Source organism: Desulfosporosinus sp. Sb-LF (assembly GCF_004766055.1).
GTDB lineage: Bacteria > Bacillota > Desulfitobacteriia > Desulfitobacteriales > Desulfitobacteriaceae > Desulfosporosinus.
The window spans coordinates 71,333-84,721 of record NZ_SPQR01000007.1; the positions used below are offsets into that span (position 1 = coordinate 71,333).

12 protein-coding genes are annotated in these 13,389 nt (G+C 44.0%); 9 read left to right on the forward strand and 3 right to left on the reverse strand.

Annotation, left to right across the window (positions count from 1 at the left end):
- Positions 1 to 146 precede the first annotated feature (146 nt).
- Complete coding sequence (gene thrC, locus E4K68_RS11945; protein WP_135379170.1) at positions 147 to 1,616, forward strand: threonine synthase; 1,470 nt, start codon at positions 147 to 149, stop codon at positions 1,614 to 1,616.
- A gap of 77 nt (positions 1,617 to 1,693) precedes the next feature.
- Here thrC and pheA read toward each other — a convergent pair whose 3' ends face one another.
- Positions 1,694 to 2,557: a prephenate dehydratase gene (gene pheA / locus E4K68_RS11950; RefSeq protein WP_135379171.1), complete on the reverse strand. Its 864-nt coding sequence runs from the start codon at positions 2,555 to 2,557 to the stop codon at positions 1,694 to 1,696.
- A gap of 164 nt (positions 2,558 to 2,721) precedes the next feature.
- The gene (locus tag E4K68_RS11955) at positions 2,722 to 3,978 is read right to left on the reverse strand and encodes a [Fe-Fe] hydrogenase large subunit C-terminal domain-containing protein (RefSeq protein ID WP_135379172.1); all 1,257 of its coding nucleotides are present in this window, start codon (positions 3,976 to 3,978) and stop codon (positions 2,722 to 2,724) included.
- 470 nt (positions 3,979 to 4,448) lie between these two features.
- On the opposite strand from E4K68_RS11955, the gene E4K68_RS11960 reads away from it, so the two are divergent.
- From E4K68_RS11960 to pepF, 5 genes are all read left to right on the forward strand, one after another.
- Positions 4,449 to 5,495, forward strand: a complete 1,047-nt coding sequence (locus E4K68_RS11960; RefSeq protein WP_135379173.1) for a BMP family ABC transporter substrate-binding protein — start codon at positions 4,449 to 4,451, stop codon at positions 5,493 to 5,495.
- 100 nt (positions 5,496 to 5,595) lie between these two features.
- Positions 5,596 to 7,110: an ABC transporter ATP-binding protein gene (locus E4K68_RS11965; RefSeq protein ID WP_135379174.1), complete on the forward strand. Its 1,515-nt coding sequence runs from the start codon at positions 5,596 to 5,598 to the stop codon at positions 7,108 to 7,110.
- A gap of 2 nt (positions 7,111 to 7,112) precedes the next feature.
- Positions 7,113 to 8,174 carry an ABC transporter permease gene (locus E4K68_RS11970; RefSeq protein ID WP_135379175.1) on the forward strand — a complete coding sequence of 354 codons (1,062 nt, stop codon included), beginning with the start codon at positions 7,113 to 7,115 and terminating at the stop codon, positions 8,172 to 8,174.
- A 2-nt stretch (positions 8,175 to 8,176) separates the two neighbouring features.
- Positions 8,177 to 9,103 (forward strand): ABC transporter permease, encoded by a 927-nt coding sequence (locus E4K68_RS11975; protein ID WP_135379176.1) that lies wholly within the window; start codon positions 8,177 to 8,179, stop codon positions 9,101 to 9,103.
- 186 nt (positions 9,104 to 9,289) lie between these two features.
- Positions 9,290 to 11,092: an oligoendopeptidase F gene (gene pepF / locus E4K68_RS11980; RefSeq protein ID WP_135379177.1), complete on the forward strand. Its 1,803-nt coding sequence runs from the start codon at positions 9,290 to 9,292 to the stop codon at positions 11,090 to 11,092.
- 9 nt (positions 11,093 to 11,101) lie between these two features.
- On the opposite strand, the gene E4K68_RS11985 is transcribed toward pepF, so the two are convergent.
- A complete protein-coding gene (locus tag E4K68_RS11985; protein WP_135379178.1) occupies positions 11,102 to 11,785 on the reverse strand; it encodes a tetratricopeptide repeat protein in 684 nt (227 codons plus the stop codon).
- Between the two features lie 223 nt (positions 11,786 to 12,008).
- On the opposite strand from E4K68_RS11985, the gene E4K68_RS11990 reads away from it, so the two are divergent.
- The 3 genes from E4K68_RS11990 to E4K68_RS12000 all read left to right on the forward strand — a co-directional run bounded on the left by E4K68_RS11990 (position 12,009) and on the right by E4K68_RS12000 (position 13,352).
- Positions 12,009 to 12,641, forward strand: a complete 633-nt coding sequence (locus E4K68_RS11990) for an HD domain-containing protein (RefSeq protein WP_135379179.1) — start codon at positions 12,009 to 12,011, stop codon at positions 12,639 to 12,641.
- A gap of 35 nt (positions 12,642 to 12,676) precedes the next feature.
- A complete protein-coding gene (locus E4K68_RS11995) occupies positions 12,677 to 12,919 on the forward strand; it encodes a hypothetical protein (protein ID WP_135379180.1) in 243 nt (80 codons plus the stop codon).
- A 100-nt stretch (positions 12,920 to 13,019) separates the two neighbouring features.
- A complete protein-coding gene (locus E4K68_RS12000; RefSeq protein ID WP_135379181.1) occupies positions 13,020 to 13,352 on the forward strand; it encodes an iron-sulfur cluster assembly accessory protein in 333 nt (110 codons plus the stop codon).
- The last annotated feature ends 37 nt before the right edge of the window (positions 13,353 to 13,389 follow it).

Below are 13,389 nucleotides of genomic sequence, written 5' to 3' on the forward strand. Positions count from 1 at the left end.
GCTCAAATTATGAAATCACCTGCACTGTTTGTCTTTATAGGGAGGATTTTTGTCTTATCTCGGCGAATATACAGCGAATAGATTCTTAATGATTAATGGTAAATCCAATAGTTTGCAAACTATGATAACGTAAGGAGGGAAATATAATGTACGAAAGCACGCGGGGTAATCTTTCAGGCCAAATAGCATCGCAAGCGATTGCGTTAGGAATGGTACCAAGCGGGGGGCTCTTTGTTCCTTCGAATTTTCCCGCCTTGAATTGGCAGGACCTTCAGGGGCTAAACTATCGTGACGTTGCAAAGCGTGTCATGATACCATACTTACCTGATTTTTCAGAGGAGACCCTTTCTGAAATTGTCAACGTTTATGCCGATGGAACGTTTGACGGGCCTAACCCAGCACCTCTGGTTCCTGTGGGTAGTTTCGGAGTGTTGGAACTTTGGCATGGGCCCACAGCTGCTTTTAAAGATATGGCGTTGCAGGTATTGCCAGACTTATTGAACGTTAGTCTTAAACAGCTTGAGTATGATACTGAGGTTTTAATTCTAGTTGCTACATCCGGTGATACAGGAAAGGCCGCTTTGGAAGGATTTAAAAACAGAGCAGGCATGCATATTGTTGTCTTTTATCCGGAGGGAGGCGTGAGCCCTGTTCAAGAACGTCAGATGACCACTACCGAAGGGGCGAATACCCATGTTGTGGCTGTTAAGGGGAATTTCGATCAGTGTCAAACTGCGGTAAAGCATATTTTTGCTTCGGAAACTTTGAAGGCCGAGTTACAGGAGAAGCAGTTGATCTTTTCCTCGGCTAATTCTATCAATTGGGGACGGCTTTTGCCTCAAATCGTTTATTATTTCTGGGCCTACTTGCAGGCAGTCGAGCAGGGGAAAGTCGCTCCAGGAGGCTCAATGAATGTGGTAGTCCCGACGGGGAATTTTGGGAATTTGCTGGCCGCGTATTATGCTAAGCGGATGGGGCTTCCAATTGGCCGAATCATTAGTGCTTCCAATCAAAATAATGTCTTGGCTGATTTTTTTGCTACAGGGGTATATCAAAGCAAGCGAGCCTTTTATCAAACGATCTCCCCCTCTATGGACATCTTAATATCGAGTAATTTTGAGCGTTTTCTATATGAGATGAGTGGGCGAGATGCGGAGGGGATTCAAACCTGGTATGATTCGAGTAACCAGGGGACGTTTACTGTCGATCCGGATACCTTAAAACAATGTCAAGATACTGTGTATGCAGGATGGGCAAATGAAGAAGAAACCCTCGAGATAATTTCCCGAAGTTACAAAACCTATCAGTATGTTTTTGATCCTCACACAGCTGTAGCAATGAAAGTGTATGAGGATTATCTTTCCACGACCAATGATCAAACCTATACAGTGATCGCCTCAACTGCAAGCCCCTTCAAATTTGCGACGAATGTTTTAAAGGGGTTAGAGGAACAGAAGAGTGCGAAGGATGAATGGGAAGCACTCAATCGGTTAAGTCAGTTGACAGGTTGGAAAATTCCCTTGGGATTGCAAGGACTAGAGTCCAAGACGGCAAAAAGCGTTGATACGTGTGAGCCGGAAGAGATCGCTGAATTATTACAGAAAATGTTCACGTAATGGAAATGTTTGCCCCGTTCGTTCAGTCATATGCTTCGTTAGATAAAGTGAAAGGAGAGAGGATTAATCCTCTCTCCTTAAAATATTCTCTCATCGGGCAGTGCCTTTGGATAGGAACCTAAGAGTTTTACTGAGATGTTTGCTTCTTTTAGAGCCCACAGGACATCTTGAATGGGGGGGGCAAAGACATAGCCGTCCACATCAACAAAGAAAACGTATTCGCCCAGTTTCCTTTTCGAGGGACGGGATTCGATACGGCTTAAATTGATATGCCGTTTAGAAAATTCACCCAAAATGCGGTACAAAGACCCGGGTGTGTTTTCTGCGATAACCAGAAGCGATGTTTTGTCTTCCCCACCTGACATTTCTGCAAGGCTATGGCTGACAAGGACAAAGCGTGTGTCATTTAGCGTGATATCCTGGATGCGTTCTTTGAGAAGGTGAAGATTATAGAGTTGGGCAGCTCGACGGGGTCCGATTGCTGCCCAGTTTTCCCGGATAGAGGAAATCTTATGGGCCGCTTCAGCCGTGCTTAAAGAAGTGATCTGTTGAGCCTGGGGGAGGTGTTTCTCGAGGAAATCGCGACATTGCCCGATCGCCTGTTCATGAGAATAAACTCGCTCTATCTGTTCAAGCGGCATAGGTGCGTGCGACAGAAGGCATTGGTCAACGGGATGAACAAATTCATGAGTGATAAAGAGATGTTCAGTTTGGCCGAGGGTATCCATAGTCACGCCGACTTGGCCCTCAGTGGAATTTTCTAAAGGGACAAAGGCCCAGTCAATTTCCTTATCGTTACAGGCGAATAGTAAGCGTGGTATGGTTGGAAACGGAATGAGCTCAGGGGTTGTTTCGCTAAATTCAGTACGAGTGGTTAGAAATAAATGGAGTGCCTCCTCGGAAAAACTTCCGTTTGGTCCTAAATAGCCCATCTTTTTCATAGTTTAGTCTCCTTGCAGTAAAATAAAAAGGTCTGACCCATCCACTCCAAGGGATCAGTCAGAACCTCGCGGTACCACCCTCATGGTCGTTCTCGGCTACTTTCATCCTATCATAATACAGATAGACATTAACGGCAAGTGTTATTGTGATAGGCTACATCAACTCAGAATTCCCGAGTAAACATGGATTCGTCATCAAGAAGGGATTCGAGAGTTTTATAACCGAGTCGATCTAGTAGTTGTAAAACAAAGGGATTATCAGCGGGAGTCCCATAAGGCGCTTCATTACCATAATTATTCACATGCTCAGTTGCCTGGTCCACATTAATTAAAGATTTAGGCCCACCGACACATCCGCCAACGCACCCCATTCCCTCTAAAAAATTAGCTTTAATTTCACCATTGATGATGTCTTTAAGCATTTTTTTGCAGTCAACAATGCCATTTGCTTGTTCTGAGCGTAACGAAATAGTTCGATCTGGGCGAAGTCTTGTCAGGGTGTCAGACACTGCCATGCTTACGCCACCGGTTCGTGCATAGATTCGCCCTCCCCTTGAGGAGTGATCTCGTTCATCTTCCTCAAGTTCGGGTAGAGAAACTTTTGCGGCATCAAAAATCTCAGAGATTTCCTGAAAAGTTAGGACATAATCCACGGCATCCCGAATATCGGCTTCTTTCGCTTCGGCCTTTTTGGCAATACAAGGACCGATGAACACAGTCTTAGCTTCAGGATGCAGGCGTTTTATTACACGGCCGCAGGCAACCATGGGTGAGACAGAGGCAGGCATATGAGGGACTAGAGTGTGATAGGTTTTGCGAATCATGGCAACCCACATGGGGCAACAGCAACTTGTCAAAAGGAAATCGTGGTCTTCTTGAATAGATCGGTCGAATTCGAACGCTTCTTTTAAAGTAAGAATGTCGGCAAAGAGGGCCACTTCCATCATGCCATGAAATCCTATCTTTTTAAAAGCGGTACGTAGTTTACCCGTGGTGACATCGGAAGAAAATTGGCCCACAAAGGCAGGTGCGATCATGGCATACACAGGATGTTTTCCAGAGGACAGTTCTTCAAAAAGGGGGATGAAATCTTTTCGATCCACTAAATGCCCACTTTTACAACTTTCAAGACAAAGAGCACATCCCACACATGCCTCGGCAGAGACAATAACATGGCCGTTCGCATCCTTTTCAATGGCTGAGAATAAACAAGCAACTTCGCAGGGGGTGTGGTCTGAAGAACAAGAACAGTCGTCCTGTTCAAGATGCACTACTGAAGAAAGATTCTCTGGATGGAGCAAAAGTTGGAGCTTTTCTTCATTGCTCTTACCCGATTGCTGGATTCTTTCAATGGTTTCACTTAAAGTTCCCTGATACGCCGCCTTGACAAGTTGTTGGAAGATATCGTCATAGGTTTGCATAGGTTCCTCCCCGTAAACGTTCTTTGCAAGTTAGTATAAACTGAAACTAATAACTTATTACGGACTGACTAACATACTTGCGAAGGGGGCTAGGATCGAGTAAAATTAAGCTTGGAAGGTTGGGGAACCTTCCAGGGGGTCGGTGGACAAGGTGGATGAAACAGGCAGTGGAACGTACGCTGCCTGTTTCGCTATTTTTGTCCTAATAATCGTTGATGAAGGGCATGATACCAAAACTACTACATAAACTTAGGACGAAGGCCCTACTGGAAGTACCACGGAGAGAAGTGGAGTTTAGGTTGTGGATAAAGGCCTTGACCGTTATCTGAATACTTGATAAACTTAGAAAAATAGCTGTTCGAGGTCCTTTACTTAAAAAGGAGGGAGAGGTTCTGTAATTTCATGGTAAGAGTCGTGCGGAATTCTTTAGGTATTAGTGCAAACTTTAATTAATGGAGGGAAATGAAATAATGAGAAAATCATGGTTCATTAGTAGCTTGACAATGATACTTATTTTTGCCGTTTCACTAGTCGGATGTAGCAACACCACGACTACGACTCCTAAAGCCTCCGAACCCGCGAAGAAAGAATTTAAAGTTGGATTAGTTACTGACGTAGGAGGACTTAATGACCATAGCTTTAACTTCCTCGCAAACAAGGGGTTAGAACAGGCTGTGAAAGACCTCGGTGTAAAAAAAGGTGTTGTAGAGTCAAAACAAATGACGGACTATGAAACTAACCTCAGCCGATTTGCTCAGGACAAATACAACTTAGTCATTGCTGTTGGCTTTTTAATGCAAGACGCTGTTGAGAAGGTTTCTAAAGATTTCCCAGACACGAAATTTATGATTATTGACTCCTCTATCACGGATCGCCCGAACGTCGCATCTGCTATGTTTAAAACTGAACAGTGCGGTTACCTGGTTGGAGTGATGGCTGGTTTATTGGAAAAAGATCCCGCAATCCCGAACGCTTTGAGTAAAAATACAGTGGGCCTTGTGGGTGGTATGAAGATTCCTCCCGTTGACGATTACATCGCTGGTTTTATTCAAGGAGCTAAGAGTGTTAACTCTGATATTAAGATCAACTTGAAATATACAAATAAGTTTGACGATCCTGCTCTCGGTAAACAAACAGCACTCTCTCAAATTGCCGCTGGCGCTGATATAGTTTTCCACATTGCCGGTGGAACAGGAACAGGCGTTATCGACGCTGCTAAAGAAAAGAAAGTCTATGCAATCGGCGTTGATGCGGATCAAAACTATATGGCTCCGGATACTGTCATCACAAGCGCCTTGAAGGGTATGGATGTGGCAACTTTTGATATCATTAAGAATGTAATGGATGACAAATTCAAGAGTGGAAACGTGTTCTTCGATTTGAGTAACAACGGAGTTGGTTTTGCCAATCCAACGAAGGTTGTGCCTAAAGAGGTTGTAGACAAGGTCAACGATGCTGCGAAGCAAATCAAAGATGGAAAAATAACAGTTTCTAATATAATTCCTTCAGGGTTCTAAAACAAGGGATCAAGGGTTTGAACGTTTATTGGATGGCGAAATGACATGTGGATTGCTTCATAATCCGTTATGGGGCAATCCCTTTCTTATGGAGGGGACTATGCGTACCTGTTTAGAAGTTAGAGATATTACGAAATCGTTTCCGGGAGTTCTCGCTAATGATCAAGTGAACCTTGATGTGCGTGAAGGAGAAATTCATGCAATTTTAGGAGAGAATGGCGCAGGTAAATCCACACTCATGAAAGTCATTTACGGACTATATCGACCTGATTCAGGGAGTATTCGACTTTATGACCAAGAACTCAACTTTACAAGTCCTCGTCAGGCGATTCAAGCGGGCATAGGAATGGTGCACCAACACTTTATGCTTATACCTGCTTTAACGGTTGCGGAAAATATTGTCCTGGGTGGGGAAACGGGGAGAATTCATTATCGACGTAAGAAAAATGAAGAGATTGTCTATCAACTTGCCAAACAGTACCATATGGAAATTGATCCGAGTGCAAAGGTTGCAAATCTTACGGTAGGACTTCAACAACGTGTTGAAATTTTAAAAGTCTTTTATCGTAAGGCAAAGTTGCTCATATTGGATGAACCGACAGCAATGCTCACTCCTCAAGAGGTGGAAGAATTGATCATTGTCATGGAGCGTCTTCGCTCACAGGGGATCCCCATTATCTTCATCGATCATAAACTTGACGAGGTGAAACGCGTCTCAGATCGTGTCACGGTGATGAGAGCAGGAAAGACGGTTAAGACTCTTGAAACGAACTCTACAACCTCTCAGGAACTTGCCAATTTGATGGTGGGTCGCGAAGTCGTGCTTCTTGTGTCTAAACCGCCTCAGACGCCGGGTGAACCAGTTTTAGAGGTCGAAGACCTCGTCGTCTCGTCCGGACGTAACGAAGCGGTCAAAGGGATAAGTTTCCAAGTTCACCGGGGGGAAATCTTTGGACTTGCAGGAATTGATGGGAATGGTCAGTTTGAACTTGTAGAAGCAATTGCGGGGCTTTTGTCTTGTAAGAGTGGGTGCATTCGATTTCTAGGAAAAGATCTTACGTCCTCAACGGTTAGACGTAGGACCAAAGCGGGAATTGCATATATTCCTCAAGATCGTCAATTAGATGGCCTAGTATTGGATTTTGAGCTGACGGAAAATTTTGTGCTAAGGGATTTTTTCAAAGTGCCTTTTGCACGTTTTGGCCAAATGCAAAAAAAAACCATCGAGGACTACTCGACCCGACTATCAGAAGCCTTCGACGTTCGGCCAAGGCAGATTCACGCCCAGGCACGCAATCTTTCGGGAGGTAATCAACAAAAAGTAATTTTGGCCCGCGAAGTTTCTCGTGACCCTGAGTTATTGATTGCTGCTCAACCGACAAGGGGCTTAGATGTCGGTGCGATTCAGTTTATCCATAACAAACTCTTGGAGTTACGTGCCAATGGAAAGGCAGTACTCTTGGTTTCATTGGAATTAGATGAGATCATGTCTATGTCAGATCGGATTGGTGTTATTCATGCTGGCCGACTGATGGCGATCCTACCAGGCGGACAAGCAACACGCGAGCAGCTAGGTTTACTCATGACGGGTGTGGACGTAGAGAAGGAGGGGTAAACATGCAAAAGACCATTGAAGGATTGGTTACCCCTTTTGTAGCGATTGTGATTGCAGTCCTGATCGGTGCAGGGGTTATGCTCATAACAGGTCATGATCCATTTACAGCATATGGATCCCTCATTTCAGGAGCGTTTGGCTCTACCGTAAACGTTTCGAATACAATGGCAAATGCTATTCCCTTAGTCCTATCGGGGTTAGGTGTAGCTATTGCTTTTAAGGCTGGATTGTTTAACATTGGAGCAGAGGGTCAATATTGGATCGGGAGTATGGCTTCCGTCTGGATTGGCTATTCCGTTCATGGGCTTCCCCCTATCTTACATATTGTTCTTTCTATTCTAGTGGCCATGCTGGCGGCCGGACTTTGGGCGGGAATTGTCCCTGGGTTGGCTAAGGCTTTCGTGGGTGCGCATGAAGTCATCACGACCATGATGATGAGTTATATTGGTATTTTCTTAAGCCACTATATGCTGGAAAATGGCCCTATGATGCAACCCGGCTTCACTCCTCAATCTCCGGTGATTCTTCCAACTGCAATGTTAGGGAAGCTCGTGGAGCGGACGCAATTGTCTTGGGGTGTCGTAATCGCCTTTATAGCATGTGTTATTGTTTATTGGTTACTTTATAGGACAACCTTGGGTTATCGATTGAGGGCAGTTGGGTTAAATTCACGGGCCGCCAACTACGCTGGAATTAACGTCCCCTTTCATTTGGTTTTAGCCTTATTTATAAGTGGAACTTTAGCCGGTTTAGCGGGTGCAGTCCAAATGCTGGGGGTTCAACATCGTCTCTATGATAGCTTTTCATCTGGATACGGATTTACAGCCATCGTGGTCGCCTTGCTTGCCAATAATAATCCTTTTGGCGTAATTCTGACATCGATCTTCTTTGCAGCTTTGTCAACTGGAGGACAGTCAATGCAATTGGTTTCAGGAGTGCCAGCACATCTGACCGATGTCATTTCAGGGATCATCATCTTCTTAGTCGCGACGAAGGATATCGTGCAGATGGTTCAAAAACGCTGGCGCAGAAATCGAACCCTAGCGCACGTCAAGGAGGCTTAAGTATGGTTTTGGATGCATTAATGAGACCTGATTTGTGGGCGGCTACACTGGCAATGGCCACTCCGATTGCGCTTCCTGCTTTGGGGGGAACCTTTTCCGAGCGCAGTGGAGTTGTCAACATTGCCATGGAAGGAATAATGTTAATTGGAGCTTTCTTCGGGGTTTTGTTTTCCTACTATACCCATAGCGCTTGGCTAGGCATGCTGGGGGCATTATTTATGGGAGCGTTTATCTCGGCGCTATTTGCTTATGTAACGGTGAATCTCGGGGGGGATCAAGTGATTGTAGGAATGGGCGTAAATATTTTCGCAGCTGGGCTGACAGCATTTCTGTTAAATACCATCTTTGGGTACGGCGGAACTCCTCGAGATACACTGGCTCTTCCCAATATTACTATTCCAGGAATTAGTGAGATTCCCTTTGTGGGGGCAATTATAGGGTCTCAGAATGTGGTGGTCTATTTAATGCTGATCTTGGTAATCACTTCTCATTATTTCCTATTTCATACTAATTTGGGACTGAGGCTCAGAGCGGTTGGAGAAAATCCTCAGGCTGCAGATACAGCGGGGCTTAATGTTAAGGGCCTGCGTTATTTGGGAGTTATTATCGGGGGCATGTTTTCTAGCTTAGGAGGGGTCTATCTGGCCTTAGGGCTGTTAAATAGTTTCGAAGTGAATATGAGCGGGGGGCGAGGGTATATCGCCTTAGCGGCCATGATCTTTGGTAAGTGGACACCGTTTGGGTCGTTGGGTGCTGCCCTACTGTTCGGATTCGCTACGGCTTTAAGCATGGTTTTGCAAGGTGGAGGAGTATCCTCGAATATTATTCAAATGCTGCCGTATGCCTTGACCATTTTAGCTTTAACGGGGTTAGTAGGAAGAAGTACTGCACCTGCGGCAGATGGTATTCCGTATAATCCGAATAAATAAGCGAATGAGGTGGGGTGAGCTGAGGATCCTAAGTTGGGTCCTCTTTTTCCATGCTCACTGGAGTTTTAAGATCATTCAACGATTCTTCAGAGTATAAAGTTTAGAAACGTTAGTTTCCGAGAATTAGTAATTTTCATTCCGCGTGTATATAATAAAAGAGATTATATTGCTTAGGAGGGTAAAATTGTGGAACAACAACGCCTGAAGTCAAGGGCAGAAATTCCGGAGACCACGAAGTGGCAGTTGGAAGACATTTTTTCCGATAACGATCAGTGGGAAAAAGAGTTTGCTCACACGGAGAAGCTCTTAGGGGAAGGTGAAAAATTTGAAGGGCATTTAGCAGATAGTCCTGAGACTCTTATCACGTGCTTCGAATGGATGGATGATTTAAGTTTGAGTATTGAAGAAGTATACTCTTATGCTCGAATGCGGAGAGATGAGGATAATCGCAAGGCAAACTATCAGGCTTTGACTGAACGCGCAGGAATGCTCGCCGTTAAAGTAAGTAGCGCAGCGGCTTTCGTGGTCCCGGAATTGTTAGCGATGTCTGAAGAGAAGTTGCAGGAATTCCGCGCGTCGTCTCCCAAAATGGAACATTACAACCAAGCCTTGGAGGATATTCTACGCAAGAAAAAGCACATTCTCAGTTCAATGGAAGAAAAATTGTTAGCCCAAATGGGTGAATTGGCAGAAGCTCCAGGAGCAATCTTCTCTATGGCTAATAATGCAGACCTAAAATTCCCGAGTATTGACGATGAATTGGGCCAATCAGTAGAATTGACCAAAGGGAATTTTATCCAGTTCATGGAAAGCCCTAAGCAGAGCGTGAGAAAGGCAGCCTTTGAGACACTCTATCGTACCTATGAGAAGCAAAGGAATACGTGGGCAGCGACTTTAAATGCTAGTATTAAATCGGACGTCTTTTTTGCCAAGGCGCGGAACTATCCTTCAGCTATTGAAGCTTCCCTAGATGATGACCGTGTCCCCATTAAGGTCTATGATTCTCTAATTGATACGGTCCACGAATTTTTGCCTCAAATGCATCGATATGTTCAACTGCGTAAAAAAGCCCTGAAGCTCGATGAATTACATATGTATGATATCTACGTTCCCATTGTTCCGGAAACAACCATGACGATTACTTATGAAGAAGCAAAAAACATGGTGATTGAAGGCTTGCGGCCTCTAGGAGAAGACTATATTAAGATCCTACAGGAAGGTCTCGAGAAGAAATGGATTGATGTGTATGAAAATGAAGGAAAGACGAGCGGAGCTTATTCTTGGGGCACGTATCGCTCACATCCGTATGTCTTATTAAACCATCAAGACACTCTGGATTCAATGTTTACCCTCGCTCACGAGATGGGTCACTCGTTACATACCTATTTTTCTAACCGTAAACAACCCCACCTCTATGCCGGCTACAAAATTTTTGTAGCAGAAGTTGCTTCAACGTTGAATGAAGCCTTGATTATGGAGCATCTCTTAGAAACTACAAAGGATCCTAAAACTTTGGCCTATTTGATTAATCATTATCTTGAACAGTTTCGTGGCACTATTTTTAGGCAAACTATGTTTGCTGAATTTGAAAAGAAGATTCACTCTGTGGTAGAAGAAGGGGGGGCTTTAACAGCTGACAATTTCTCTGAGATTTATCGTGATTTAAATGCAGTTTATTATGGACCAGATGTTATTCTCGATCCTGAGATTGCTCTAGAATGGGCACGAATACCACATTTTTATAATGCTTTTTATGTTTACAAATATGCTACGGGATTCTCAGCGGCAACAGCCTTTGCGCGGGCGATTTTAGATGAAGGTGAGCCAGCTGTTGCGAGGTATTTGGAATTTCTGAGTGGAGGAAGTTCAGATTATCCCATCGAATTATTGCGTAAAGCGGGCGTTGATATGGAAACTCCTGTTCCGGTACGGAATGCTCTACAAGTCTTTACAGGACTTGTAGAACGATTGGAAACTCTCTTAACGTAATGAATTTAGCTAGGGTTTGACTAAGGCCTGGAAACGTGGATCCTCGCGAACGGGGGCGAAATCATGTTCACCACGAGCGACTTCCTTAACATCGGGGTCGAGGGCGATTGCTGGTTGTAGATATTCTAAGACTTTGTCAATCTTACCAAGTCGGCCATATATACTCGCAATGCCGTAATAGCTCCACGTATCTCGATTGTCAAGTTGTAAGGCCTTTTGGTATGCTGAAACCGCCGCATCCCATCGTCCAGCTAGTTCATTAACCAATCCTAAATTAAAATTGCCATACACAAAGGATGGATTGAGGTTGAGGGCTTGCTGAATAAGAGCAAGCCCTTGATCATAATTTCCCTGAAAAGCGAGTGTCGCGCCTTTGGCGTTTAGTGCTTCATAACATTGAGGATCGATTACCAGTGCTTGATTCAAAAGCCTCAGAGCTTCAGGAAATTGGCGTTGATAATAAAGTTTAAGCCCTTGTTCATAGTGAGCTAGTGCTTGGGAATCTGAGACATGGATGGGCTTGGGCGGAGAAGAAGAGAGGCGTTCAGTTGTCTGAGGCGGAGTTGTAGAAACTGCGCTTGACTCTGTGGGGAGTCTAGAGGACAAGGTTGGATTGTCGACGGCGTTCAAAATGCCTATCGCAAGGATAATGCATGCTATGAGAATAAATACGGATAAATAATGTTTAATCATAAACTCTCCTTCACTAGCTGAATAGTCCTTGAAGCATTGAGGTTATATGTTTTATTATAGCAGCTAACCCCCAGATTCAAAGCCGTAAAAACCTTCTTTGGGTACGATGTTTGAGGAACTTTATTGCAGAATAGTAACCTTGACAAGGCAAGAATTAGGGTAGTAAGATAAATTAGGATTATTCGATTTAAGGCCCATGATGCACCAGAGTGGAGGTGTGAATATGGATAATGTTGCAAATCAAGATCGTGTACAACAAGTTATACTGGCAGCTCAGGGGTTTTACGCTCGAAAAGATCGTGCACATGATCTAGAACACGCTTTAAGAGTTAGGGAATGGGGTAAAAGATTGGCTGAGGAAGAAGGTGCGGACGTAATAGTCATAGAGTTGGCCGCGCTTCTTCATGACATCGGTCGATCCGGGACGGTAGAAAAAACGCATGCGGAAAGTAGTGCCGGACTTGCTGTCAATATTCTGCATAAAACTGGGTATCCTGAGGATATTGTTGGGAGAGTTAAAGAGGCAATCGTGTCCCATTCCCGTGAAGGAGGACACGAACCGAATACACTTGAGGCAAAAATTCTGTACGATGCAGACAAATTGGATTTTGCGGGAGCAATTGGCTTAGGGCGTTTGTTTACTATGGCCGGGGTTCAAGGTTGGCCATTGGTTGGTGAAAATTCTTGTGAGACGTTTTACCAAGAAAAAATTCGTGGTTATCACGAACATTTATTTACGAAGGCCGCTATAACATATTTTGAGCCAATGTTTCTTTACATGGAAGGTTTTTGGCAAGAGTTACATGCTGAACAACGACTCAAAACATCGTTTTCTGGACAAGCTACTTCTGTATAATTTAGTGGCTCAATTCGGAAAGGATGAATCGAAAAATGCGTTGGCTTTGGCGTTTTTTAACAATTTTAGTCTTCTTAGGGCTTATTCATACCCTGTTTATTCCTCCACAAACAAAGGCTTTTATTTCGTGGTCGGAAGACCAAACGTGGGTACGAAAATTACAAGGAGAAATGAAACAATGGCAAAGATTATCGCAAGATCTCCCTTCTAGTATTGAAGTAGAAGTTCGTCGCCTGTGGAAGGATTTTAGACCAAATGGAGACGGTAAAGAAGTTTAATTTTGAATCGTCATTGTGATGTTGTTTTTACGAGTTTGTCTTGCGAAAAACTAAAAGTGTGGTATATTTAAGATTAATGTTAGTAGAAGGAGGATGAAAAATGGTTGCTATTACTGAAATTGCTGCCCAGAAAGTTAAAGAAGTACTTAAAAATCAAAACAAAGAAAACGCTTTTCTTCGTCTCTATCTTGTAGGAGTTGGCTGAGGTGGGCCGAATTTCGGCATGACTCTGGATGAGTCAAAGACAGATGAGGATATTCTTGATGTAGAATACGGTGTATCAATGGTAACGGACAAAAAACTTACTTCCTATTTAGAGGGAGCGACCGTTGATTTCATTGAATCCGCACACGGCGGAGGATTTGAAATACGTACAGCGAAGAGCGCTGGTGGCGATAGCGGTTGCGGTGGAAGCTGCGGCGGTAGTTGTTAATAATAAAGAGAGCTCAATTATGGGCTCTCTTTTACTT

Excerpts from the sequence above, each read along its gene's own strand:
- thrC (WP_135379170.1), top strand. The coding sequence starts at position 147 with ATGTACGAAAGCACGCGGGGTAATCTTTCAGGCCAAATAGCATCGCAA.
- pheA (WP_135379171.1), bottom strand. The coding sequence starts at position 2,557 with ATGAAAAAGATGGGCTATTTAGGACCAAACGGAAGTTTTTCCGAGGAG.
- E4K68_RS11955 (WP_135379172.1), bottom strand. The coding sequence starts at position 3,978 with ATGCAAACCTATGACGATATCTTCCAACAACTTGTCAAGGCGGCGTAT.
- E4K68_RS11960 (WP_135379173.1), top strand. The coding sequence starts at position 4,449 with ATGAGAAAATCATGGTTCATTAGTAGCTTGACAATGATACTTATTTTT.
- E4K68_RS11965 (WP_135379174.1), top strand. The coding sequence starts at position 5,596 with ATGCGTACCTGTTTAGAAGTTAGAGATATTACGAAATCGTTTCCGGGA.
- E4K68_RS11970 (WP_135379175.1), top strand. The coding sequence starts at position 7,113 with ATGCAAAAGACCATTGAAGGATTGGTTACCCCTTTTGTAGCGATTGTG.
- E4K68_RS11975 (WP_135379176.1), top strand. The coding sequence starts at position 8,177 with ATGGTTTTGGATGCATTAATGAGACCTGATTTGTGGGCGGCTACACTG.
- E4K68_RS11985 (WP_135379178.1), bottom strand. The coding sequence starts at position 11,785 with ATGATTAAACATTATTTATCCGTATTTATTCTCATAGCATGCATTATC.
- E4K68_RS11990 (WP_135379179.1), top strand. The coding sequence starts at position 12,009 with ATGGATAATGTTGCAAATCAAGATCGTGTACAACAAGTTATACTGGCA.
- E4K68_RS11995 (WP_135379180.1), top strand. The coding sequence starts at position 12,677 with ATGCGTTGGCTTTGGCGTTTTTTAACAATTTTAGTCTTCTTAGGGCTT.